This is a genomic window from Pseudogracilibacillus sp. SO10305, assembly GCF_037072005.1.
Lineage (GTDB): Bacteria > Bacillota > Bacilli > Bacillales > Amphibacillaceae > Pseudogracilibacillus > Pseudogracilibacillus intestinigallinarum.
This window is the reverse complement of record NZ_JAXHDE010000002.1, coordinates 235,417-260,862: the sequence shown is the minus strand read 5'-3', so window position 1 is coordinate 260,862 and position 25,446 is coordinate 235,417. Positions and strand designations below refer to the sequence as shown.

Annotated in this window: 26 protein-coding genes and 1 tRNA gene; 17 read left to right on the top strand and 10 right to left on the bottom strand. The window is 33.5% G+C overall.

Annotated elements, in window-relative coordinates:
- Window positions 1-96: 96 nt before the first annotated feature.
- Window positions 97-1,788, bottom strand: coding sequence for a cbb3-type cytochrome c oxidase subunit I (locus SPD45_RS03860; RefSeq protein WP_336266366.1), 1,692 nt, complete (start codon window positions 1,786-1,788; stop codon window positions 97-99).
- 21 nt (window positions 1,789-1,809) lie between these two features.
- On the bottom strand, window positions 1,810-2,277 hold the full coding sequence (locus SPD45_RS03855) for a cytochrome c oxidase subunit II (RefSeq protein ID WP_336266365.1): 468 nt from the start codon (window positions 2,275-2,277) through the stop codon (window positions 1,810-1,812).
- Window positions 2,278-2,577: 300 nt separating this feature from the next.
- Between SPD45_RS03855 and SPD45_RS03850 the strand changes: the two genes are divergently transcribed.
- From SPD45_RS03850 to SPD45_RS03825, 6 genes are all read left to right on the top strand, one after another.
- On the top strand, window positions 2,578-3,279 hold the full coding sequence (locus SPD45_RS03850; RefSeq protein WP_336266364.1) for a Crp/Fnr family transcriptional regulator: 702 nt from the start codon (window positions 2,578-2,580) through the stop codon (window positions 3,277-3,279).
- A 17-nt stretch (window positions 3,280-3,296) separates the two neighbouring features.
- Window positions 3,297-4,256: a carbohydrate kinase family protein gene (locus SPD45_RS03845; RefSeq protein ID WP_336266363.1), complete on the top strand. Its 960-nt coding sequence runs from the start codon at window positions 3,297-3,299 to the stop codon at window positions 4,254-4,256.
- 166 nt (window positions 4,257-4,422) lie between these two features.
- Window positions 4,423-5,280, top strand: coding sequence for a DMT family transporter (locus tag SPD45_RS03840; protein WP_336266362.1), 858 nt, complete (start codon window positions 4,423-4,425; stop codon window positions 5,278-5,280).
- A 90-nt stretch (window positions 5,281-5,370) separates the two neighbouring features.
- Window positions 5,371-6,297, top strand: coding sequence for an AEC family transporter (locus tag SPD45_RS03835; protein ID WP_336266361.1), 927 nt, complete (start codon window positions 5,371-5,373; stop codon window positions 6,295-6,297).
- A 69-nt stretch (window positions 6,298-6,366) separates the two neighbouring features.
- Window positions 6,367-6,798 carry a nucleoside 2-deoxyribosyltransferase gene (locus SPD45_RS03830; RefSeq protein ID WP_336266360.1) on the top strand — a complete coding sequence of 144 codons (432 nt, stop codon included), beginning with the start codon at window positions 6,367-6,369 and terminating at the stop codon, window positions 6,796-6,798.
- A gap of 252 nt (window positions 6,799-7,050) precedes the next feature.
- Window positions 7,051-7,944, top strand: a complete 894-nt coding sequence (locus tag SPD45_RS03825) for a 3-hydroxyacyl-CoA dehydrogenase (protein WP_336266359.1) — start codon at window positions 7,051-7,053, stop codon at window positions 7,942-7,944.
- Window positions 7,945-7,998: 54 nt separating this feature from the next.
- On the opposite strand, the gene SPD45_RS03820 is transcribed toward SPD45_RS03825, so the two are convergent.
- Together SPD45_RS03820 and SPD45_RS03815 are read right to left on the bottom strand one after the other, a co-directional pair.
- A complete protein-coding gene (locus SPD45_RS03820) occupies window positions 7,999-8,475 on the bottom strand; it encodes a hypothetical protein (protein WP_336266358.1) in 477 nt (158 codons plus the stop codon).
- A 132-nt stretch (window positions 8,476-8,607) separates the two neighbouring features.
- Window positions 8,608-9,201: a class D sortase gene (locus tag SPD45_RS03815; RefSeq protein WP_336266357.1), complete on the bottom strand. Its 594-nt coding sequence runs from the start codon at window positions 9,199-9,201 to the stop codon at window positions 8,608-8,610.
- A 268-nt stretch (window positions 9,202-9,469) separates the two neighbouring features.
- Here SPD45_RS03815 and SPD45_RS03810 point away from each other — a divergent pair, with 268 nt between their 5' ends.
- The 4 genes from SPD45_RS03810 to SPD45_RS03790 all read left to right on the top strand — a co-directional run bounded on the left by SPD45_RS03810 (window position 9,470) and on the right by SPD45_RS03790 (window position 14,166).
- Window positions 9,470-9,874: a hypothetical protein gene (locus SPD45_RS03810; RefSeq protein ID WP_336266356.1), complete on the top strand. Its 405-nt coding sequence runs from the start codon at window positions 9,470-9,472 to the stop codon at window positions 9,872-9,874.
- Between the two features lie 563 nt (window positions 9,875-10,437).
- On the top strand, window positions 10,438-11,520 hold the full coding sequence (locus tag SPD45_RS03800) for a CdaR family transcriptional regulator (protein WP_336266352.1): 1,083 nt from the start codon (window positions 10,438-10,440) through the stop codon (window positions 11,518-11,520).
- Window positions 11,521-11,666: 146 nt separating this feature from the next.
- Window positions 11,667-12,794, top strand: coding sequence for a glycerate kinase (locus SPD45_RS03795; RefSeq protein WP_336266351.1), 1,128 nt, complete (start codon window positions 11,667-11,669; stop codon window positions 12,792-12,794).
- Window positions 12,795-12,810: 16 nt separating this feature from the next.
- The gene (locus SPD45_RS03790) at window positions 12,811-14,166 is read left to right on the top strand and encodes a GntP family permease (RefSeq protein WP_336266350.1); all 1,356 of its coding nucleotides are present in this window, start codon (window positions 12,811-12,813) and stop codon (window positions 14,164-14,166) included.
- 111 nt (window positions 14,167-14,277) lie between these two features.
- Here the strand turns inward: SPD45_RS03790 and SPD45_RS03785 are convergent, their stop codons facing one another.
- The 3 genes from SPD45_RS03785 to SPD45_RS03775 form a co-directional block, all read right to left on the bottom strand.
- Window positions 14,278-14,583: a DUF3243 family protein gene (locus SPD45_RS03785; RefSeq protein WP_336266349.1), complete on the bottom strand. Its 306-nt coding sequence runs from the start codon at window positions 14,581-14,583 to the stop codon at window positions 14,278-14,280.
- Between the two features lie 155 nt (window positions 14,584-14,738).
- A complete protein-coding gene (locus tag SPD45_RS03780) occupies window positions 14,739-14,987 on the bottom strand; it encodes a GlsB/YeaQ/YmgE family stress response membrane protein (protein ID WP_336266348.1) in 249 nt (82 codons plus the stop codon).
- A gap of 1 nt (window position 14,988) precedes the next feature.
- Window positions 14,989-15,489 carry a TspO/MBR family protein gene (locus tag SPD45_RS03775; RefSeq protein ID WP_336266347.1) on the bottom strand — a complete coding sequence of 167 codons (501 nt, stop codon included), beginning with the start codon at window positions 15,487-15,489 and terminating at the stop codon, window positions 14,989-14,991.
- Window positions 15,490-16,264: 775 nt separating this feature from the next.
- On the opposite strand from SPD45_RS03775, the gene SPD45_RS03770 reads away from it, so the two are divergent.
- Window positions 16,265-16,426 (top strand): hypothetical protein, encoded by a 162-nt coding sequence (locus SPD45_RS03770; RefSeq protein ID WP_336266345.1) that lies wholly within the window; start codon window positions 16,265-16,267, stop codon window positions 16,424-16,426.
- A 187-nt stretch (window positions 16,427-16,613) separates the two neighbouring features.
- Here SPD45_RS03770 and SPD45_RS03765 read toward each other — a convergent pair whose 3' ends face one another.
- Window positions 16,614-16,880 (bottom strand): hypothetical protein, encoded by a 267-nt coding sequence (locus SPD45_RS03765; RefSeq protein WP_336266344.1) that lies wholly within the window; start codon window positions 16,878-16,880, stop codon window positions 16,614-16,616.
- 567 nt (window positions 16,881-17,447) lie between these two features.
- On the opposite strand from SPD45_RS03765, the gene SPD45_RS03760 reads away from it, so the two are divergent.
- Together SPD45_RS03760 and SPD45_RS03755 are read left to right on the top strand one after the other, a co-directional pair.
- Complete coding sequence (locus SPD45_RS03760; protein WP_336266342.1) at window positions 17,448-17,654, top strand: hypothetical protein; 207 nt, start codon at window positions 17,448-17,450, stop codon at window positions 17,652-17,654.
- Window positions 17,655-17,815: 161 nt separating this feature from the next.
- Window positions 17,816-18,835, top strand: a complete 1,020-nt coding sequence (locus SPD45_RS03755; protein ID WP_336266341.1) for a hypothetical protein — start codon at window positions 17,816-17,818, stop codon at window positions 18,833-18,835.
- Window positions 18,836-18,941: 106 nt separating this feature from the next.
- Here SPD45_RS03755 and SPD45_RS03750 read toward each other — a convergent pair whose 3' ends face one another.
- The gene (locus SPD45_RS03750) at window positions 18,942-19,238 is read right to left on the bottom strand and encodes a DUF378 domain-containing protein (protein ID WP_336266340.1); all 297 of its coding nucleotides are present in this window, start codon (window positions 19,236-19,238) and stop codon (window positions 18,942-18,944) included.
- 166 nt (window positions 19,239-19,404) lie between these two features.
- On the opposite strand from SPD45_RS03750, the gene SPD45_RS03745 reads away from it, so the two are divergent.
- The 3 genes from SPD45_RS03745 to SPD45_RS03735 all read left to right on the top strand — a co-directional run bounded on the left by SPD45_RS03745 (window position 19,405) and on the right by SPD45_RS03735 (window position 22,635).
- Window positions 19,405-19,477, top strand: a tRNA-Val gene (locus SPD45_RS03745).
- Between the two features lie 180 nt (window positions 19,478-19,657).
- Window positions 19,658-21,319 carry a ribulokinase gene (locus SPD45_RS03740; RefSeq protein ID WP_442961982.1) on the top strand — a complete coding sequence of 554 codons (1,662 nt, stop codon included), beginning with the start codon at window positions 19,658-19,660 and terminating at the stop codon, window positions 21,317-21,319.
- 224 nt (window positions 21,320-21,543) lie between these two features.
- Window positions 21,544-22,635 (top strand): N-acetylmuramoyl-L-alanine amidase, encoded by a 1,092-nt coding sequence (locus tag SPD45_RS03735; protein WP_336266337.1) that lies wholly within the window; start codon window positions 21,544-21,546, stop codon window positions 22,633-22,635.
- 110 nt (window positions 22,636-22,745) lie between these two features.
- On the opposite strand, the gene SPD45_RS03730 is transcribed toward SPD45_RS03735, so the two are convergent.
- Entirely contained in the window at window positions 22,746-23,675 is a 930-nt protein-coding gene (locus SPD45_RS03730; RefSeq protein WP_336266336.1) for an alpha/beta hydrolase, read from the bottom strand.
- A gap of 215 nt (window positions 23,676-23,890) precedes the next feature.
- Here SPD45_RS03730 and SPD45_RS03725 point away from each other — a divergent pair, with 215 nt between their 5' ends.
- The gene (locus SPD45_RS03725; protein WP_336266335.1) at window positions 23,891-25,444 is read left to right on the top strand and encodes a fatty acyl-CoA synthetase; all 1,554 of its coding nucleotides are present in this window, start codon (window positions 23,891-23,893) and stop codon (window positions 25,442-25,444) included.
- The last annotated feature ends 2 nt before the right edge of the window (window positions 25,445-25,446 follow it).

Below are 25,446 nucleotides of genomic sequence, written 5' to 3'. Positions count from 1 at the left end.
ACTTCTGTAAAAACATTGCACATTTCTTCATGAACTGGATGTTCCACTAAAATCGAGCTATTTCATAAATATCTTAAGCTCCAATTAAAAGCGATATTACCAAGTTTTAAATGGTGGAGAGCCTGGTGGTGCATTTACAATTAAGTCGACTAATGGAATCACATATCCCATCGATACGACAATGACCATAATTAAAATCCATAAACTCCAACGCTCTGTCCATTTTGGGGTAGCTGGTGCATCTTCTTCCACTTCGGCGATAGGGAATTCTGTTTCTCCTTTCGGTGCTTTAAACATTAAATGGAAAACGATATACACTACGAGACAGACTGAGATAATTAACAATGTTCCACCGATAGCGATAAGCATGTAGTAAGGATTCCACCCTGCCGCTTGTAAACTATCAAAGTAATCAGTGAATGCGGTACGACGTGGTGCTCCGAATAAACCGACTGTATGCATTGCACCGGACATTATGAGCATTCCGACGACCCATAAGGCCACTTGTATAATGGCTAGTTTGTTCATCGCGCTTGTCATGACACGTTTCGATAAATGTGGCACAAGCCAGTAAGCGATACCGAAAAACGTTAATGCAACTGAAACTCCTACGGTAATATGAAAGTGTCCTGTAATAAACAGAGTATTATGAACGACTTGGTTTAATTGGAAGTTTGTTTGGGCAATTCCACCTGCACCTCCAGGGATGAATGCAACCATTGCGATAAATGGTGCAAGAAAACGTACATCTTTCCAAGGTAGCATTTTTACCCAACCGAATAATCCTTTGGCCCCTTTTTTACGTCCAGTACGTTCAAAGGTTGCAAACATCGCAAATGCAGTCATTAAGGAAGGAAAACCAATTGCCAGACTCATAAATACGTGCATATATTTTAAACCTTCTGTAAAGCCAGGATCGACGATTTGATGGTGAAATCCACCAGGTATGTTCATAATGACAAGTAAAAATACGACCATTCTTGCGAGTGTGTCACTAAACTGACGACCACCGATGATTTTTGGTACTGCTACATACCATGCAGATACAGCGGTTAAATACCAAACATTTACGAGCGTATGACCGAAACTCCAAAATAATGTACGACTTAACATTACATTAATAGTTTCCGTCCAACCAAGCGCCCAAGGTATTAACATAAATACTTCCACTGTCACACCAATTGTTCCACCGAATAAAAGAATGAAAATACCAGTTGCAAAATAGGCGAATAATGGAATATGTTGACCTTTATGATTCTTTCTCCAATGTGCAACATTGATGAATATACCAAATGCAGCAGTCCATAATCCTAAAACGATAAAGACAAGTCCGATATAAAATGCAGGGGATGCAGCCATTGGTGGATAAAATGTATATAAGACGGAAGCTTCCCCAATGACGACTTGGGAGGTTGTTAGAACCGTACCAAATGTAATGAGACCAAATGATGTCCACCCCATTTTTCGTACTTTCGGTAGAAGTCCCCCTAGAACATGTGATACACCTCCATATAAGTAACCGATTAAGAATGCTCCAGTAAAGACGACGATTAAAATAAATCCATGTGCTGTTAATGTTTGATAATAATCAAACCAAGTCGGCATTGTCATGACTCCTGCACGTTCAAGACCTTGTAATAATCCTAAAATTCCACCGATTAAAAGAGCAATAAATGATACTACAAAAAATGTTAAAGCCAATGTTGAATCTTGCTTATTCGTACCTAAAAATTTATGTTCACCAGTTATTGGTGTATGATCATATAATTTCTTTGCTGGAAGTCCCATTTTACTTCCTCCTTTCTAGTTTTATTCGACAATAATTGTACCGCTCATCATTTGGTGACCTGCTCCACAATATTCGTTACATAACATAAGAAACTCACCGGATTCATTAAACGTATGGGAGATTCTTTGAATATGTCCAGGAGTAACCATTGCATTAATATTTGTATCAACGACTTGAATACTATGAACGACATCTTTGGATGTCATAATAAAGTTGACTTTTGCTCCTTTTGGAATGACAATTTCACCAGGATCAAAACTAAATGTTTGTAATGTCATGATGACATCATATTCATTTTCACCGACTTTATAGATGCCTGGTTCATCGAATGGCGCCGTTTCTGATACTTTCTGTGGATCAATTGTTTCCTTGCCGCTTGGTGGTCCCCATCCTAATGCAAACGTTTGATAACCTGTCACGAGCATGGACCCGATAATGATAATTGAGGCAATCGTTAAAAATATTTCTTCAAATCGATGCATTTTCATTTTCTTTTCCTCCTTTTATAATCGTGTTAAATAGAAATAAAATAAGATTATGATGAAACTCAATATACCTCCTCCAACGAAGACAATTGTTGAAAATAATGTGCCACGTAGAGATTGTTCATGTTTATTTTCTTGTACTTTTGTATCTTTCATAATGAACTCCTCCTTTTGTTTATGTTACATTCATTTTATAATGGAATAAGAAGCGACTTAGTGACTTGTATCACTATGTTGCTGTGATACGTGCCACATATTTGAATGGAAATTCACATAAACGTCATAGGAAGGGAAGAAAATGTGATGGAACGAAGGAAACAAGGACTCGTCCCGTATTTAAAAAAGATTCACCTTTTTAGCCATTTGAATGAACCATCTATAGAACAACTGGCACTTTGGATGAACATTCGTACGATGCGAAAGGGCAGTCACGTATTTTTTAAAAATGATCCGATGCTACAATTATTTTTTATCGTGCAAGGAAAAGTAAAAATTTATGAAATGGACGTTTCTGGAAGGGAACAAATTATTAATATTTTAAAAGAAGGGGAGATGTTTCCGCATCGGGGCATGTTTGAAGAACATGATTATCCTGCAAATGCAATTATTTACGAAGAGGCACAAATTTTAACGATAAGTAAAGATGAATTTAGTAATATGCTATTGCAATTTCCGAGTATCGCAATTGAAATGTTAAAAATGCAAAATAAACTAATTGATGATTTACATATTCGTTTAAATGAAAAAATGATGCATGATGCAAGGGAGCAAATTATAAAGTTACTACTTCGACTGACACAATCACATGGTGTTGATTTAGGAAATAAACATTATAAATTAACGACCGCGTTTACGAATCAAGAATTAGCGAATATGATTGGAACGAGTAGGGAAACAATTAGTCGAACATTAACGAATTTTAAAAAGAAAAAATTTATTTATGAATCAGATGACGGACATTTAGTTATCGATTTTCACCTCATTCATGATGAAGTTTTGTATTAAAAGGAGTTGATTCTAGGGTGGTACATGTAACAGCAATAGGAGAGATTTTAATTGATTTTACACCAGTATCTAGTACAGACACCCCTACATATATGCAACATGTCGGTGGGGCCCCTGCAAACGTACTTGCAGTTTTATCAAAATTAGGAAAAGAAACAGCATTTATAGGTAAAGTTGGAAAAGATAATTTTGGAGCATATATTCGTCGTATATTAAAGGAATTTCACATTGACACGACACAAGTAGTGGAAACAGAAGCGGCACATACGACAATTACGTTCGTTCATTTAGATGAAACAGGAGACCGTAGTTTTACATTTTATCGAAAATTAGGGGCCGATACACTGCTTTCGGTAGAAGAATTAGATGAAGCGAGTATTCAAAATACGGAAGTATTTCATTTCGGTTCGATATCTTTAACACATGACACTAGTTGTGAAGCAACGTTTCAGGCAGTAAAAATTGCGAAAGAGGCTGGAGCATTGCTTAGTTTTGATGTGAATCTTCGGGAAGATGTATGGGATGATGTCAATGTGGCACGAGAACGGATTGAAAAGGCGCTTACTTATGTGGATGTCGTAAAATTTTCGGAAGAAGAATTAACTTTTTTAACTGGTGAAACTGATGTGGAGAAAGGTGCTGCCAAAATAAGAGAAACTTATCATATACCGTATATTTTTGTCACATTAGGAGCGGCTGGTTGTTATTATATGTGGCATGATTTTTCTAGTTATGTTTCTTCCTATATAGTGTACACCATTGATACGACTGGTGCGGGAGATGCGTTTATGGGAAGTATTTTATATGGCATATTGCAAAGCAAAACATTATCAACATTATCTATTCAGGAAGTAGAAGAGATAATTTCCTTTGCAAATGCTGTTGCAGCATTAACGACGACAAAGTTGGGCGCATTTGCGAGCTTTCCGAAATTAGAAGAAGTTAAAGCGTTTATTGGGGGAAATAGTACACTGTAGAGCTATATTCGTATGTGGGAAATGTTACCCATCTATACAATATGTGTAATTTGTATCTACATAGAAATCAAAATTCTTGCACTGTATGTTCTTTTATAAGAAAATATATCATTGTGGGATTTTTTCACAGAGTATAAGACACATCGTAGTAGTAGGAGTGTATTTTTTGAACAACATAGTTAAAGGTATCATACTAATGTTAATTTCATCGATTGGATTTTCTATCATGACCCTCTTCGTTAAATTGGCGGGAGATCTTCCATCGATTCAAAAAACTTTTTTCCGTAATTTTGTATCAGCGATTATCGCATTTATTTTTGTGATGTATAATAAAGAATCGCTCTTTGGTAAAAAGGAAAACCAATTAGTTTTACTCGGACGATCGATATTTGGGACGATTGGGATTATTTTTCTTTTTTATGCAATTGATCATTTAGTTATGTCTGATGCAGATATGTTAAATAAATTAAGTCCGTTTCTCGTGATTATTTTTTCAGCAATATTTTTAAAAGAACGTGTTTTACCATTTCAAGTAGTGACAATTGTATTTGCATTTATCGGTATGATATTCATTGTGAAGCCATCATTTTCTATTGATATTGTGCCGTATGGTGTAGGAGTTTTATCAGCCATCTTTGCTGCGGCAGCCTATACATTATTACGTGTGCTCGGAAATCGGGAAAAATTTTATACAGTCGTTTTTTATTTTTCTTTTTTCTCAACAGTTGTTTTACTACCATTTCTTATATTTTATTATGAACCGATGACAATGAAACAATTAACATATTTATTACTAGCAGGATTTTTTGCGACAATTGGTCAGTTTGGAATTACCCTTGCGTACAAATTTGCGCCGGCAAAAGATATATCTATTTTTACGTATTCAACAGTTATTTTCACTACCATTTTAAGTTTTACTGTTTTTGGTCAAGGTCCTGATACATATAGTTTAATCGGGTATGTCATCATATTAAGCTCCATGGTTTATATGTTTTTAAAAGGAAGAAAAGAGACGACAGCATAAATAAATGCGCACATCTAATTTGATGTGTGTATTTTCTTTTCTAGTAGATGGTAGTTATAATGAATGTAGAGAGAAAGAAGGGATAGACAGATGGACTTATTTTTCAGTATATTAATCGAAGTAATCGCACCAGTATTTATCCTTATCGGTATGGGAATTTTTTTACACCGTATGTTTCATTTTGATTTAAAAACTTTATCCAAAATTACGACATATTATTTATTACCGGTCGTCGCATTCGTAAATTTATATGAAAGTAATTTAGATAAAACGATTTTTTTTGAAATATTAAAATTTCAACTTATTTTTAGCATTATATTAATGGTGTATGGTGCAATAATGTCAAAAATTTTGAAACTAGATCGTGGAATGACAGCGAATTTTAAAAATAGTGTTGTCCTAATGAATTCGGGGAATTTTGGACTTCCTGTTAGCCAATTAGTATTCGCGAGTAATCCAGTAGGGGTAACGATTCAAATTGTCGTCATGACGATTCAAACGTTTATTACCCATACATATGGATTACTAAATACGGTTAGTGCAAAATATGATAAGTCTAAAATTGCCCGTGAAATATTAAAAAATCCTATTTTATATGCTTTATTGCTAGGATTTTTATTTAATACATATCATATTCCCATTCCAACATTTATTTGGATTCCTTTAGAAGGGGTCAATGCTTCATTTTTACCGATTGCTTTATTAGCTCTAGGTGCACAAGTAGCTTTTATGAGTCTGAAAATGATGAATTGGACATTATTATTAAGTTGTATTAGTAGATTGCTCATTGCTCCAGCATTAGCATTGGCACTTATATATATCCTCGGTCTTGACGGTGTCACTGCACAAGGATTATTAATAGCTAGTTCATTTCCAGCATCAAGAAATAGTGCACAAATGGCGTTGGAATACGATGTATACCCTGAGTTCGCTGGACAAACAGTTCTTATTACGACAGTGTTTAGTGTCGTTACAGTAACAGGTGTCATTTATTTATCGCAATTATTATTTGGATAAACATTGCAATAGTAAAAATACTTCTTTACGATATAGATGAATAATGAGAAAGAAAGAGGAGACAGCACGATGAAATTTTATATTGCATCACCATTTTTTAATAAGGAAGAATTAACACATGTGAAAGATATTGAACAAGTTTTACAAGAAGGTGGACATCAAATGTTTTCACCGCGCCAAAATCAATTGCCTGAATTTGAATTTGCTTCATTCGAATGGCGTACAAATGTATTTCGAAACGATATAAACCATATTAAATGGTGTGACGCATTAATTGCAATATTAGATGATAATTACGGTGATACAGGGACAGCATTTGAAGTTGGCTATGCCTATGCCATCGGTCGGCCAGTATACTTATATAATCCATCAGGAAATATTATTAATTTGATGATTACAGATGCACTTCATGGTTATTTTGAGTCCTTAGACGAGATTCGAGCATATGACTTCGAGCTGGCACCAGCAAAACCTTATATGAAAAAAATTAAAGATGTGTAAGAAGAGACCTTTTTAAAAGTAGATAATTTTAATAAATATTGAGGCGGTTAAGAGATGATTCCGATATTAATTTTGGGGTCATTTTTTTATATAATAAGTTGAATTTTTGTATTTTTCTCACTTTATTTAAATGAAATCAGTTCTTTGCAACCATATTTTAAAAGGTGTACATTAGAGTTAGGAAGGCAAAAATAAACACATTACGTTGATTAAAAATTAGCTGGATTTCAATCCTGGAAGGAAGTTTTTTACATGGAAATAAACAATATAATGGTTGCAGGTTCTGGTGTGTTAGGGAGTCAAATTGCATTTCAATCCGCAGTACATGGTTTTGGTGTACATGTATATGACATTAATGAAGTGGCGATCGAAGCGGCAAAAGAGCGATTTGACGTATTAAAAGAAAGATATAAAGCTGATCTTGGCTTAACAGATGAAGTACTAAATGAGGCTTATAATAGAATTGTTTTTTTCACTAGCATTGAAGAGGCGGTTGGTGAAGTACAATTAGTTATTGAAGCAGTACCAGAATTACTTGATATTAAGCAGAAGTTTTATGAAGAATTATCTGAAAATGCGAGCGACGAAGTTATTTTCGCATCGAACTCATCAACTTTAATTCCGAGCCAGATTAAACAGTTCGTAAAAAAACCTGAAAGATATGTACATTTACATTTTGCGAATGAAATTTGGAAATTTAATATTGCTGAAATTATGAAACATGAAGGAACAGAAGAGTTTGTTTTTGATCGTACAATTGAATTTGCGAAAGAAATTGGAATGGTTCCAATTCCAATATATAAAGAACAACCAGGATATGTATTAAACTCTTTATTAGTGCCATTTTTAAATTCTGCACAATATATGGTTGTAAACGGGGTAGCAGATCCACATACCATTGATAAGACTTGGATGATTTCAACAGGTGCTCCAATGGGGCCGTTTGCGATTCTAGACATTGTAGGAATTAATACACCTTATAACTTATCAAAAGCTGCGGCGGCTGCTGGAGATAAAGAGGCAGAAAAGATTGCTGCATTTTTAAAGGAAAATTTCATTGATAAAAATAAATTAGGTGTACAAAGTGGGGCTGGATTTTACACGTATCCAAATCCAGCGTATAAAGAGGCAGATTTCTTAAAATAGACAAATAGAATACCCTTAGAGTTAGATATTTAGTATCACTCTAAGGGTTTTTGTTTAGCTCACTTTTCCTTTGAAGATCATACCACCGTTTAGATCGATAATTTTTAAGAAGTTTTTCTTTTTCACATAAATTGTTTTATATTGTTTATGTCCATTTTCATCTTTTATTAACATAATACGTTTAGATGGGTTATCTTCCACGACATCCATCGTATGACCATTCATATCTACTTTACTTTCAATTATTTTTGTTTCTTCAAATTGATATGTTTCTGTTGTGTCAGGTGCTTCCGTTACTGCTTCCTCCTTTGCAGGAGCTTTGTCTACATCCGCTGTATCAACTTCATCTTCCACTTCAGCCTCTGAATCTACTGGAATTTCCTCCTCAGCTTTAGTACCTTCATCTTTTACATATTCATCTTGATTTATGTTATGATCGTCGACGGTAATTTCATCCGCTTTTGTAGTTAAACCGAACCCAATTCCTAATATGACAACTAGAGCAACTGCTAAACCAATAATTTTTTTCATATTCTCTCTCTCCCTTCAACTCATACTTATATACTAAAGGAAAAAAATGATAAAAAAGCGAGAAGAAAATGAGAAAACGCTAAGAAATTCGTATAAAAAATCTCCGATAAATTTTCTCGGAGATTAGATGTATTACTTATTTGATTTTTCTGTTACAGGGTAAGAATGTAAAATATATCTGTCAGGTGCATCCCCAATATAGGAGAATGGATAACAGGTCGAAACAGTTAATACTTCATCTTCACGACTTGGATCGATGATAGTCGTATCATTTGCTGGTACGATGACTGTTTCACTATCACGAATGGCATAGACAAATGTTCCGTGCTCCATTTGGATATGGAATTCATCCCCATCTTCTAGATCACCAAAATTCCGAAAAACAGTATCACGGTGGCCAGAGAGTAAGATTTGTTTGTTCTCATCTGGAAAGCCTGTACCTGAATAATGTCCGACACCTTGAGCTAATTCTTTTTCATCTGTTCCTTCAACAATCGGGATTTCACGATCCAGTTTTGGAATATATAAGACACCAATTGTATCTCCTTCGCCAAAAACACTATAATCGAAATCAAAATTACCTTCCCTCACATCTGTTGAAACAAATTCTTTCGCTTCGCTTAAGCGTTGCCCCTCATTATATTTGGAAGTGAAATATTCATACCCACCATAACCTAATAATGCTAATCCAGCGATGATAAATAAAACTGAAATTGCACGAAACATAGGCAATACATTCCTTTCTAAAAAGATCCACTCTAATAATTACCTTTATCATACTATATACTTTGAAAAAATACATTATATAATGGTATTCATAATTTTTATAGGTAATGAAAATTGTAAAATGAATTATTAGTTTGAAAAATTAACAAATTTTTGATGGTGAAAGCTGAATTAATAAAAAGAAGTTGCAAAAATGATTGAAATGGCAAATAGTATTCTTTAAGCTATACTAGATATAGAGAATGATTTACGTAGGGGGGGGATTTGTTTGTTATTAAAAGAAGAAATGGTCACGGATTATGTGAATGAAAAGGGACTTATATCAGATGAAAAAGGGATTGCTGTTTGGGGACAAATTATGCCTAAGCTTACAGATCATATGATAGGCGGTTTGTTTTCAAGTCTACAAGTGCAATACAATGTTTTATATGTAACAAATTCCAAATTAATTATTATTCCGATTAATAATGTGACAGGAAAGATTGTAGAGGAAAACCATGTTATTCTTACCAAAGAAGAGATTACATCCGTTAATTGGAGAAAAAAGTTGTTTGGATATGAATTATATTTGGAGAGTATACATGGGATTCTAACGTTTAAAGTGAATAAATTCATGATTGGTGCAAAATGGCATAAAGAAAATTTAGACCAGTTTATAAAATTGCTAGGATGATAATCTTAGCATTAAAATTTTAAAAATTTACGAGATCGTTTTACTAAAACATTCTTATGTACTTTGAAGATATAGTGTTATTTTTAAGTACATAAGAATATTTTTTGTATAAGGTATATCATTATACACTTGATTTCTTTTTCTCATAGTTAACTAAATAAATACTTAGACCGACTAATAACATCCCAATAAATAATTTATTCGTCAATGGTTCATCTATAAAAATAACACTTATAACGACAGATAAAATCGGGATCAAAGAATTGATGCTAATTTAAATTTGCATCAATTTTTCTTTTTATGATGATATTTAATGATTTTTTAATCAATCAATATGATATATGTATAACGTTATCAATATATATAGGTTTTTAATGGACATTTCTTTCATATTAGATATGTAATTTAATGTAAACAAAAAAGTTTAAGGCTAGTGTAGCACAAATTATAATATTGTCGTGTAAGGAAGCCGTGAAGTGAAAAAAAGTAAAAATGATAGAAAGATTCGTGATATAAGTAGGAAAGCTACAATGATAAGATGTATGTTAAAAGGGGTGTGAAAATTGAAGATTACAAACGAACTTGGGGATAAGATTATTCAAGCAATTGTATCCTATGTTGCATTAGAAATTAATATTATAGATTTACAAGGGAAAATTGTCTCAAGTACAGATAAAGAAAGAATGAATACAAAACATGCAGGTGCTATAGAAGTTATCCGAACGAAGGATGTATTAACGATTACAAAAGATAATATCGGCAATTATATAGGGGTAAAAGAAGGGGTAAACATGCCAATTGTACATAAGAATAAGATATTAGGTGTCGTTGGTGTAAGTGGTAATCCTGAAAGTTTATATAAAATGTCTGGTTTAGTAAAAGCAACGGTAGAACTTGTGTTAGATCAAATCGATTCTCAACAAAAATTATATGAACAAGATCGAAAACTCCATTACTGGTTGCAACAATTATTACATCCAAAGGGAATAGAAGAACAAAGTTTGTCGATGGAATTACAAAATATATTGATGATTAATCCAAATGCAAAATGGAGAGTAATTATTTTAACGGGAGAAACATTACAAGAAAAAGTAACTGAGATAAATAGTTTGTTCAAAAGACTAGAAGTAGAGCCATTATTTGTATTAGCTTATATAACAGAAGAAATTATTATTGCTTTAGAAGAAAACGTGATGGATATAGATGTAATAACGAAGGAACTTTTAAAAATGATTAATGAAGATTCTAGAATTGGTGTCGGAGAATTATATAAAGGATTAAATGGAATTAGAGAATCTTATCACGAGGCGAAAAGAGCTTTATATTTATCGGAAGGACTAGAAGTAGTTACTTTTAGCAGGGATTGGAAGTTGTCACAGCTTATTCATTCCATCGATCATGCAACTTTTCATAAAATATGTACGCCCTACGAAGAGAAGTTTGCATTGTTAGATGAAGAATATAAAAAGACAATGGAATTATATTTCAGTTCTAATTTATCAATAAAAGACACGGCAAATAAATTACATATTCATCGTAATACATTAAATTATCGATTAAATCAAATTACTAAAAAAACTGGTTTAGATTTCAGGAACTTTTATGATGTGATGATGGCCGCAATTGTATCCTTGTACAAAAAATAAAAGAATAATGACATAAATATAGCCTCTTTTTGTGCATGTGAACAAAGAGAGGTGCTTTTTTATTCTGAAAATTGTGAATTTACCATATTGCATCCTGAAGTAGAATACGTTTAAATTAGATGTAATTCATATAAAGGAGTAGCAAAATGAAAATAGTAATCGCGCCAGATAGTTACAAAGATAGTTTAGAAGCTACAGATGTTTCTGAAATAATTGCTCAAGCAATACATGATGTAGAACCGTCGATCAGAACCGTTTTAAAACCGATGGCAGACGGGGGCGAGGGAACATTAAACAGTTTATTTCATAGGGGAAATATTGAAAAAGTTGACGTATTTGTTACAGGAGCACGAGGAGGAAAAATAAATACGTATTATGGAATATCAGATGATCATATTGCATTTATAGAAATGGCATTAATTGCTGGTTTAGAACAAGTACCATTTTCAGATAGAAATCCATATATTACAACTTCGTATGGTTTGGGAGAAGTAATGGAGGATGCTTACCGTCGTGGTTGTCGACAATTTGTCATCGGTATTGGTGGGAGTGCTACTAACGATGGTGGATTAGGAATGTTACAAGCGTTAGGTATGAAAGCATACGATATTAATGGAGAAGAGGTTTCTGTTTTTGGTAAAGATTTATCAAATATTCATACAGTAGATGTAACCGCTTTAAAAAAATGGCAATCAGAGGTGGAAATAAAAGTAGCTTCAGATGTAAATAATCCACTTTGTGGAAAACGAGGAGCAACATATGTATATGGCCCACAAAAAGGTTTATTCTCTTCTAATTTAGAACAATTTGATCAAGCGATGGATCGATATGGTGGTATTTTAGAGACTGCTTTTCAAAACAACTTTAAAAATCAAGAAGGAGCGGGGGCTGCAGGGGGAATAGGATTTGCTCTTTTATGTTTACATGCAAAGTTAAAATCAGGGGCTAAATTAATTGCTCAAATGATTGAATTAGAACAAGAGTTGGAAGATGCAACGTTCGTCATTACAGGGGAAGGGAAGACAGATGAACAAACATTGTATGGGAAAGCTCCGAGCTATGTAGCTACATTAGCGAAGCAATATAATGTACCGACTGTTTTATTTTCAGGATCCATCAAAAGTAACCATGAAAAATTACAAGACCAATTTGCAGGGTGTTTTTCCATTGTCAATGGACCGTTAAGTTTAGAAGAGAGTATGAGTCAAGCGGAAACATTGCTATACGAACAAACGAAACAAATAATGTCATTGATTTTAACTTTTTATAAATGAAAAGGAGTGAATGTAGGTGGAAGGTATTGGTTTAATTATCTTAATTATTTTATCTGTTCTATTTATTATTTTTGCTACAGCAAAGTTAAGATTACATCCATTTTTATCGTTATTGTTTGCTGCATTTGGTTTAGGAATCTTTGCAGGTATTCCCTTAACTGAAGTTGTGACTGCGGTGAATGAAGGCTTTGGTGGACTAATGTCTGGTATTGGATTAGTAATTATTTTTGGTACTATTATCGGTGTTATTTTAGAAAAGTCAGGTGCCGCTTATCGAATGGCAGAATTTGTTTTGAGAATTATAGGACCTAAACGTCCACAAATGGCAATGAGTGTAATCGGGGCAATTGTTAGTATACCTGTTTTTTGTGATTCTGGTTTTGTTATATTGTCTTCTTTGAAAAAAGCAATTGCTAAGCGAGCAAAAGTAGCAGTGGCCTCTGTTTCTATTGCATTAGCTACAGGTTTATATGCGACACATACATTAGTGCCACCAACACCGGGGCCAATTGCTGCTGCGGGTAATATTGGAGCAGAAAACTATTTAGGAACAATCATTTTAATTGGATTAGTTGTAGCTATCCCAACGGTAATAATTGGTTACATTTGGTCGATAAAAGTAGGGACAAAAATAAAAATTGATGGGGAAGATGACTTCTCACTTGATTATGAAGAAATTGTCCAAGGATTTGGGGAAATGCCTTCTACGTTGAAATCATTTGCACCTATACTCGTGCCAATTCTTTTAATAGGTTTTAGTTCCATTATTAATTTTGCAGAATGGTCGGGAACTATTTTTGATATATTTGTGTTTTTAGGATCACCATCTGTCGCTTTATTAGTTGGCATATTATTTGCTTTTATGTTATTACCTAAATATGATGAAGAAACGTTAACAGATTGGATTGGAATTGGAATTAAAGAAGCGGCACCAATTTTATTAATTACAGGTGCTGGTGGAGCATTTGGAAAAGTCATCAGTTCAACATCTATTGTTGATTTTATTGAATCATTTGGTAACAATACATTCTTTACAGGAGCAGCCTTTGTTTTTGTACCATTTATTATAGCTGCTGCGTTAAAGTCAGCTCAAGGTTCTTCTACAGCTGCATTAGTAATTACTTCAACTTTAATAGCACCTTTACTTCCAGGATTAGGAATTGAAGGAGCACTTCCTTTAGCACTTGTTGTGATGGCAACAGGAGCTGGATCAATGGTTGTATCTCATGTGAATGATAGTTACTTTTGGGTTGTAAAAGAGTTCAGTGGTATGTCTGTTACTCAAGCATACAAAGGACAAACGATGGCAACATTATTACAAGGTATTGTTGCGATTATAGTGACATTCATATTATGGATTATTTTTATTTAATTATATATCCCCTAGAAAAAATAGTGATTTCTAGGGGATATAAGTAATAGTATCGTTATAGTTTACTTAAAGATCTTTGAAGAAATCATTGTTATATGGAAAATAAACGCTTTAAGACTTCTTAATCATTTCCAGGATCATATGAGAAAGTGATTGTTGCTCTTCTTTCGAACCGGATTTCCATAACTCCATTAACAGATGTTCTTCCCGATTACGAGGTTCTTCATGTTTTGCGAGATAATTTGCAACTAATTCCGTTGCTTTTGCAAGCTTATCATCGCCTAATCCCATACTTTCTCCAATTTCGATTTTTTCTAAAAGGTATTGTTTAAAGCGATCAAAATTTTCTAGGATGGAATCTTTTTGTTCGCTATCCAAATTATTTAGTTCTTTTTGTACTTTATTTTGCATCTCCATGTCAAATCACTCCTTTTTAATTTCTATGTATAATTATGAGCTAATTGATGTAATATTAACCATGGTAAAAAATACAAATAATATTTTTATTCAAATAAAAATCCCTAGCATTAGGTGTGTATTCTAATGCTAGGGATTTACACATAATAAACAAATTATTTTCGCATACTACCCATAATGAAGCTTATGATACCAATTACAATAATTGCACCGATTAAGGTTGGGATAATAAAGAAACCGCCTATTTCTGGTCCAAAGTCTCCCATTAACATAGAACCTAACCAACCACCAACGATACCAGCAATAATATTCCCAATGACTCCACCAGGTACATCTCTACTTATAATTAACCCTGCTAACCAACCAAGAATACCACCAACAATAAGTGTCCATAAAGTTCCCATTTTATTCCTCCTCTAATTTTGATAAATTTCTATTCAAATACCATGTACTAGCATTTAAGTATGTGGCAAAAGTTGTCCACATAACATAAGGTATCATTAACTTTCCAGCAGTTTTTGAAACTTTCCCAAATTGATACGTCGTTAATAATATTGTGGATAAAAGAATAAAACATTCTATTAAAGCTATTCCACGTAATCTTAAACCAAAAAATAAGTATGACCATAACATGTTTAATCCTAGTTGTGAGTAATAGGAAGTACTTTCTACATTTGAATGCTTTCTTTCTTCTTTAACAAGATGGTGCGCAATCCCCATTGTCGTGTACAGTCCAGTCCAAACTATTGGAAAAACAATAGGAGCAGGTGATCCAGGTGGTGATTTCAATTTACTGTATTGCTCTTTTGTTGAATGAGACTCGTTTACACGATTCGCTATATAGCCTGAAGCAACCCCTCCAATGACAGGGATAGATACACGAACAAGCAGTTTTTTCCAATTCATTTTGATCACCTATTCTAAAAGTACTTGTTATAACGAAAATGTTTTTCCTATATAAAAAGGTATATGTTATTTTCGTGATAACAGCAAAGCTTTCAAGTTTGTTTTCACTTGTCATATTATGGTTTGTACTTATATTCCCACAAAAAGGAAATGATAAACTATATCGGTTTATGTGGAACTAATCCAGAGTTCCATTTTTATTATTCTCGTACATTGAGGTTTTATGAATGAAAATGGATATAATAAAATTAGTTACTACATAAAAGGCGATCCTTACTAATCGTTTTATTTTTGGAATCAGTATTTGTTCCTTATTATTTTGTGCATGTAACATGAGAACTAATGTAAACTTTGGGGATGTTCAAGCTACAACTATTATATGAAAGATGTTATATTTTTTGCTGTAAAGCAAGACCAATATTAATCCATTTTGATATTCTACTTAATCACTAATCTGACCTCATCTGAAATTAACATATTGATTAAATAAGGAGATGACTGCTTATAATATACTTATTTTATCCGGTATTTAAATTTGTAATTAGAAAGACGACATTTATGAATCAATGGATTCCGATGGGTAGATTAACACTCAGTTCATTGCTACACTTTTTACTAAAAAGTAAATATGTTAGGAGATATAAAAATTGTAATTGTAATCGATTTATTTAGTAACAAACTAATATATTAAATCATGCTAGTAATTCATCTTATAAAAATGACTTTCACATTTCCTTGGTGTATGATTAAAGAAATTATTTTTGGGGGTACTACGATGAATCAAAAATTTTCTTTCATTTTAATTGCTATTGCATTAGCTATGGGTGTTAGTACGTTCGTTTTAAATATATTAAACGAGATAGATATAAGTACAGCGCTTAGTTTATTATCGATTAGTATTATTTGTTTGGCATTGGTGAGGCTTAAGGGAAGATAATTTCCATTAATACACTTATAAATTGGACGTGTTTTTTTAAAAAAGAAATAATTTATATGCAAGGCTTTGGTTGTTTTGTTTTAAATTTCTAATTGCAAATTTTTGCATTTTAAAAGCTCTAGAATAAATCTCTAGAGCTTATAGGGATATTTGATTGTTTTTAAAAGTTAAAAATATATTTTATTAATTATTCTAAAGGGATAACAAATTTTCCATATGTTAAAAATTTACCATCTTCACTTACTTCGTATGCATTGTCTTTGTATAAGTTTATCGTTTCTTCATCTGTTACTTTAGAGAAAACTTCGATTTTTCTGCCAACATTCTTATACATGAAGGGAAATTCTTTTTTATATACAAAAATACTAAGTGATATTTTTTCACGGCTCACTGGTGTATGTAACAATTCTACTAAATAGGTATCGTTTAAGTATTCACTTTTTACTTCTGTCACATCTTCTATTCCTAATTTAAAAATAAAATGCAAAGGTAAATAAGCTACTATAAAAATCATTAAAAGGATAGGAAGGATTTTATTTTTAAAATATATGGACGTAGCTATAATATTGATGAAAATAATAAATAAGTCTAAATAATACGTTATTTCTTTTAAATTTAATTGTAAATTATGAGAATAAATAAGATACCCGTAGTTATGCACTATGAATCCGGTAGAAATCCTTAATAGTAAGTAAATGATCGAAAAAATAATAAATATTAAACTTAACATTTTTAAAAACGGAAGTATTGTCCGTGAAATCAAAAGTATCACCAACTTTTTATTGTTATCATATTAACTATGTTGCACTATAAATGGCCAAACCGCAACAAAATATGGTAATTAGATGTATGACTAATAGATGTTTTATTTATGTATTTCATATTTTCCTTCCTAATAAGCGTAATACTGAATCTCAGTTTTATGATATTTGATAGAATACAAATGGATGGTATTTCCAAAGGGAGTAAAAATTTTGTATGATGTTTAAAAGAAAAACTTTTATGATGAGGAGTTTTAAAAATGAAATTTGTATATTTCAATAACACAAATAGAGTCGTTCATATACATCCTGCAACGATCATACATGGCTGTGATGTTTTGAATACGTCCATACAACCTCTAGAAGAACGTGTATTTAAATTACCTAACAATACATATCCATGGGTTAAAATGTGGGATAATGAAAATGGTTTAACGATATTGGTGAGTCCTAAAAAGGATGAATAGGAAAGAAATAACATACATAATATTTTAATTATTCACCACTTATAACATTTTTAATAAATTAGAGCATACTTACGAATCGATGCTATCTTTTTTTATATGTACATTATTATCCTAGTATGGTATAAATATGAATATTAACGAAAAATATAGGAGGTATTATATTGCGGAATTTTTTCAAAGTATTCACGATAGTGACACTTTCCTGCATTATTGTTATGGGGTGTAGCGAAAATGACAATGTTTCCGACAATGATGTGGCAAAAGCCGACGAAAACGAAACAACAAATGAAGCTACAAATCAAGAAGAGGAACAGGGTATTGAGGAAGAGGAAACAGATGCTCCTCAAAATTTAGAATTATATCCTAATACGATTGATGTTTACGAGGAATTAAATACAGCTTGGGATAATATTGAATCATTTTATGTTCCAAAAGAGCTTCCTTATCCTAAAGAAGAATTAACAGGGTCGACTACATTCTTCAGTTCACTAGACTTAGATGATATGTCTATACACTTTAGACATAAAGATTATGAAACAATTAGCATTCATTCTACAGACAACGAATATAAAATGAAAGATGATGATACTGAATTATTTGATACAGTAAATGATATCGAGTTTTATATAAATGATGATAAGTTGATGTATACATATGAAGATATGGATTATAGCATAAACATAGATGATTTTGAAGAAGACGAATTAGATGAAGTTTTAACCTCTATCTCAGATCTAGAGTTATTAGGTGAAAAACCTGTAACTTATGATTTCACGAAATATCCAATGCCGACAAAGTTACCTTTCGAAGACGGACAGGAAGTATCAATTGAAATTTTTACAGTTTTAAAACCGGAGGAATTCCGCGAAAAGGATAATAGTCATGAGTTCAAACTTACGTTTAAACAATCGTCAGATATAGAAGGTTCTTCAGATGCACCTTCTTTAGAATTTAAAGTGCGCGATGATGAACCACCATTTTTCATGAATGCTGATGAAGAACACGGAGAAATCGTGGAATACGAGGGCAAAGAATATCATGTTCGAGCTGTAAAAGATAATTACGTTGAAATTATGTGGCAGGAAGAAGAAGCAGAAATGTATTACGATGCAGAAGTTAAAATAGAAAATCCTGAGGAAAATATGGATTTTGTTTTAGGATTATTACATTCGTTCGAATAAACACAAAATATGTGCACCCTTTAAGTTAAATCAGGATCTAACTTAAAGGGGGTTTTTCATTAGCAAAAAGATTCCGAGTTCTAAAGAAAACTTTATTACTCTCTAGTTAATCTATATCATTCCGATTTGTATAATGATCGAAATCATCACCAAACTCTGTACCATAATTCGGTCTGTTCGATCTCATTTCATCATCGACAAAATCATCGTCCATGCCAATAAAGAATAAAGTTAGTGCGTATAAGCCACTTAACCCAACTAATGCATAAATAATTCTAGATAAGATTGCTCCTTGTCCACCAAAGATAGATGCAACTAAATCGAATTGAAACAAACCAATCAAGCCCCAATTAATAGCACCTATTATAACTAAAATTAAGGCTAATATTTGTGACCAATTCATAAGCCAAAACCTCCTTTTTTATATTCTTTACAAAAAAGGTTTTATTATACTCGAATAATATTCTCGTTATGAATCAATAAAATGTGTAGAGATAATGTCATTGATTATGTTATTTGTTGACAAAGCCGTATATATTGGCTATTATAATACATGTTCTTACATATTCGACTCCGTAGCTCAGCTGGGAGAGCGCTACCTTGACAGGGTAGAGGTCGTTGGTTCGAGCCCAATCGGAGTCATACAAGGGACCCCTTGATGCATATAGCATTGAGGGGTTTTTCGTTTCATATTATCTTTAAAACACATTACTTATCAAATATGTACCGAAAAGTAAAAATGTAATTCGTCAACAAATATTATAAGTTGTAGGATTTGTGAGAAAGTTTTGCTATTATTAACATAAATACAACTTATGAAGGATGGATAGTATGGGAAAGTATGCGATTGGAATAGACTTTGGTACTGGTTCGGGTCGAGTGATTGTAATGAATGTTCAAACGGGCGAAGTAGTTGCTACAGATGTAACGGAATATTGCCATGGCGTTATTACTGACAGATTACCGAATGGTGCCGCGATTACAAAGAGAGAAACAGCGCTTCAACATCCGCTTGACTATATAGAAGTATTGGAAACATCCATTCCAGCTAGTATACAAAAAGCGAATATCGAAAAAGAAGATATTATCGGAATAGGATTGGATTTTACATCGTGTACAATTTTACCAGTAAAAGAAGATTTTTCTCCATTATGTTTGGATGAAAAATGGGAGAGCGAGCCAAATGCTTGGTTAAAGTTGTGGAAACATCACGCTGCTCAAGAACAGGCGACAAAGATTAACGAATTGGCTAAGGTACGTGGGGAATCATGGTTACCAAGATACGGTGGAATTATTTCATCTGAATGGATGTTACCAAAAGTATTAGAAGTTTTGGAGAATTCACCTGAAGTATATGATGCGACAACTTTTTTCGTCGAAGCGGCAGATTGGTTAACCTTTCAAATGACTAATTCGTTTAAACGTAATAGTTGTGCAGCTGGATTTAAAGGAACCTGGCATGAAGAAGAGGGATATGTTAGCGAAGATTTTTTAGGAGCATTACATCCAAAACTTGCTTCGTTATATAAGACGAAACTGGGTGGCGAGGTGGCATCGGTTGGCGAGCTAGCTGGTCGACTAACGGAAGAGTTTGCGGAGAGAGTTGGTTTACAAGCAGGAATTCCAGTTGCGATGGGAATTATTGATGCACATGCAGGTGTACCTGGTGCGGGGGTTGCAACGCCAAATAAAATGGTGCTCGTTATGGGAACATCGACATGTCATATGTTACTAAGTAAAGAAGAAAAAAATGTACCTGGCATAAGTGGAGTGGTCAAAGATAGTATCATCCCTAATTATTATGCGTATGAAGCTGGTCAGGCTGCAGTAGGTGACATTTTTGCCTGGTTTGTAAAAGAAAATGTTCCAGCGTACATAGTGGAAGAAGCAAATACAAGAAATATTTCGGTGCATGAATTGTTAGAAGAAAAAGCTACTAAATTAGGACCAGGTGCAAACGGCCTATTAGCATTGGATTGGCATAATGGTTGTCGTACCCCTCTTGTGGATGCGAAATTATCCAGTGTGTTTATTGGGCAAACATTAGCGACGAAGCCAGAAGAAATGTATCGTGCATTAATTGAAGCAACCGCTTTTGGCACAAAATTAATAATTGAAACATTTCAAAAAGAAGGAATTTTAATTGAAGAGTTAATTGCATGTGGAGGTTTGCCACAACGCAATAAATTGTTAATGCAAATTTATGCGGATGTAACAGGAAAGCCGATTAGTGTATCTGCAAGTGATATTACACCTGCTATTGGTTCGGCAATGTATGGTGCAGTCGTTGCAGGCTCTAAAAATGGTGGATATGATTGCATAGAGGATGCTTGTGAAAAAATGGTTCCTCCAACACAAACGATATATACTCCGAATCAAGTTAATGTGACAAAATATGAAGAAATTTTTGCTTATTATAAGCAAATGGTTCACTTTTTTGGAGTAGAACAAAAGGAAATGATGGAATATTTAAAACAATTATAAAAGTAGACTTTAGTCTCACGATTTAAAATAAAATGTATTTGTTGTAAAATAAATACTATTTTTCTAGATTTTTCTAATACATTCTACTCTTTTTCTTATTTTACATATCTTGTAAAATATAACCACTACCTTTTACTAATTTATGGCAATAGGGAGTGGTTATTCTGAAGAAAAGAATTTTATTTTTATGTACAGCATTTATACTAGTTACTAGTTTTATATGGTTGGACAAGTCATATGCTGCAGAGAAAACATATGACATCGGGGTAGATGCAGTAGATGTGAGGGATGATGCGGCAGCTGATGCGAATGTCGTTGGTCAATTAAAAAAAGGTGATCAAGTGACAGTTTTTAAAGAAGCACATGGCTGGGCGCAAACGTATTATGATGGAGACATTGCTTGGGTTGCAGCACATTATTTAATACCAGCAGATAATTCAACAAAAAAGGTAGAAAAGAAGAAAAAGCAATCGAAGGCAAGTTCTTCTAACGGTAAAACAGTTCAGGTCACGGAAGATATTGTAAACATCCGGGCAAATGCAAGCACGCATGATGAAGTAGTTTATATTGCAGAAAAAGGAGAAAGTTTTCCGTTAATTGAAACGGTAAATGAATGGCATAAAATTAAGTTGCCAGATGGCTCGACTGCTTGGGTTGCTTCTTGGGTAACAACAAGTAAAGCAACAGGACAAGCTAAAAGTAGTTCGAATAGTAGTTCGAAAAAGAGTACTAAAAAGTCATCGTCCAAACAAACAACATCTGCTACACCAAATGTGTCATTAGATGGAAAAAATATTATGTTAGATGCAGGGCATGGAGGGAAAGATCCTGGTGCAATTGCAGCTGACGGAAAATATGAAAAAGATATGACATTAGCATTAACGAATAAAATTGCCGAGAAATTACGTGCACATGGTGCTACTGTTACGTTAGTACGTACTTCAGATAAGACGATGTCATTAAATGAGCGAATTGCTTTTAATAAAATGTATTGGACGGATGCATATATAAGCGTTCATTTTAATGCATTTACAAAGTCTGGAAGTCGAGGAATTAGTACGCATTATTATGCGAATAAAAAGGATGAACAATTAGCATATTCTATCCAACAAGCACTTGTACAACATACTGGTTTAAATGACCGTGGAGTGCAGAAAGATAACTATTTTGTCTTACGTGAAAATGCAGATGTATCTGTTTTAGTAGAATTAGGATTCATTAGTAATCCCGATGAATTAAGTGTTATTCAGTCTGACGCATATGATGAAAATGTATCAAATGCAGTATTAGAAGGTTTAGGAAATTATTTTTATTAAATAATTGTGGAAATTAAAAAGGCAATGTACCGAATGTTTCGGATGCATTGCCTTTTTTGTATGAATCGTAAATTAGTAAGAAAAGGAATTCAGTTTTATAATCAAATACTTTATTCATTGATCTTTTTTAAAAATGCGTCGATATCATTAATTGTTTTTTTAATTTGTTCGAAAAACACTTCAGGTGTTGTAAAATAGGCATGGACAAGTCCATCCTCCGTAATTTGTTCTACTTGTACACCTGCATGTTTTAATCTGTTGCCATAGCGAATTCCTTCATCACGAAGTACATCGTTTTCTGCAGTAATGATGAGCGCTGGTGGTAAATCTGTTAGATTATCATGAAACAATGGGGATGCCACTGGATTTAGAACATCATTTTTATCTGTTACATAATAATCTATACACCATTTCATTAGGTTTTTCGTCAATCCAAAACCTTCTTGAAATTGATCGTATGAATCAGATTCCATCGTTAAATCTGTTACAGGATAAATTAAAATTTGTGCATTAATTTTTGGTCCTTTATTTTCTCTAGTTGCAATAGCTGTAACTGTCGCTAAGTTCCCACCAGAACTATCTCCACAAACAGATATATTCGTTTGAATACCATTTAATTCTTTGGCGTTTTCATGTACCCACGTAAATGCAGCATATGCATCTTGTACTGGTACTGGAAAAGGGTACTCTGGTGCTAAACGATAATCGACAGAAATGACGATATGTTCTGTTTTTGCACAAATCATCTGGCAACTAATATGTGAAGTGTTTAAGTCGCCTGTAACCCAACCGCCACCATGATAATATATAATAATCGGAAAGGGTCCTTCGCCTTTCGGTGTATATATACGTAACGTTATTTCTCCTTTATCGACTTTAATCGTTTCATCCACGATGTTGCCAATAGGGTCGAGCTCGGCTTCAAAAGGTGCTCCTGCCGCCATTATTTCTCTAGCTTCTTCATAATTTTTTTGATGAAGTGTTCGTAATGGTACTGCGTTTTCGACAAATAGTTTAGCTTCCTTTGATAATCCACTCATATTCATACCCCTTTTCATCATAAGTTCATGCCTCTAAAGGTAATTCGACAATTTTAGTATAACATTATTAGAGCGTTTTTTATACATGGAATATGTAAGTTACATAAAATTTTACGTTATTTTATACGTTTTATAGAACTTTTTACGGGTATAAATAATTTAAATGATAGCGTTTGCATAATCTGTATATAAAATAATAAAGGGGGAATTATAAATTGGATAAGCAAATTCAACGAACGAGACGTAATACATTAGGTGATTTATTAACGAGAACAGTTGCGAGGTATCCGAAAAAGCGAGCATTTTTGTATAAAGATCGTGATATAACATATGAAGAATTAGATATGCTCGTAAATCAGACGGCAAATGGTCTATGGCATGATGGGGTGAAAAAAGGTGACAGATTAGCAGTTCTGTCGAAAAATAATTTGGATTTTGTTATCGTTACATTTGCTCTTGCTCGTATCGGCGCGGTAATGGTACCGATGAATTATATGTTAAAGGAAAAAGATATTGCATACATTTTAAAGGACGCTGAAGTGATTGGCATGTTTGCAGAAAGCGAATTTATTACGGTGTTAGACGATGCGAGTGAAGGATTAGAAATTCGGCATCGGTTTGTTATAGAATCGCTTGAGACCCCAGAATCAGACGTATGGATTTTGCTTGATGAATTACAAAAAAGTCAACCGATAGATCATGTGGAAGAGACAATTTTAGATGATGATTTAGCACATGTTTTATATACGAGTGGAACAGAATCGGATCCTAAAGGTGTCATGTTATCACATAAAAGTATTATTCATGAATATGTTAGTTGTGTTATTGATGGGTATATAGATGTCGATGATATTTTCGTGCATGCATTGCCATTTTATCATAGTGCTCAATTACATGTGTTTTTAGGACCGAGTATTTATATTGGGGCAACAGGGATTATTTTAGATGTAGCGAGTCCGGAAAAAATGATGGAGACGATTGAACGTTATGGTGCGAATCAATTGTTTGCACCACCGACTGTGTGGATTGCTATGTTACGCCATCCAAAGTTTGATGCATTTAATTTAACGACATTAGAAAAATGCTATTATGGAGCGGCAATTATGCCACGAGAGGTTTTAAAAGAATTGACGGATCGATTGCCGAATGCGAAATTTTGGAATTTTTATGGACAGACCGAAGTTGCGCCGCTTGCAACAGCATTACAACCAGAAGATCAATTAAGAAAATTAGGTTCTGCTGGTAAACCGGCATTACATGTTGAAACGAAAATTGTCGATGATGATGGATTAGAAGTCGCACGTGGTGAAATAGGAGAAATTGTGCATCGGACGCCACATGCGATGATTGGTTATTTGAATAATCCAGATAAAACGTCTGAAGCGTTTCAGAACGGATGGTTTCATAGTGGCGATTTAGGTGTCATGGATGAAGAAGGATATATCACGATTGTCGATCGGAAAAAAGATATGATTAATACAGGGGGGATCAATGTTGCGAGTCGTGAGGTGGAGGAAGTCATTTATGAGATGGAAGAAGTAGCAGAAGTAGCGGTTATTGGTGTGCAAGATGATTATTGGATTGAAGCAATCGCTGCTGTCATTGTTCAAAAGGATGGACAGATAATAAAGGAGGAAGCGGTTATGGAGTTTTGTAAAGCCGTTTTACCAAGTTTTAAAGTACCAAAACAAATCCATTATGTGGAACAACTTCCGAAAAATCCGAGTGGAAAAGTGTTAAAAAAAGATTTACGCGACAAGTTTCAATAGAT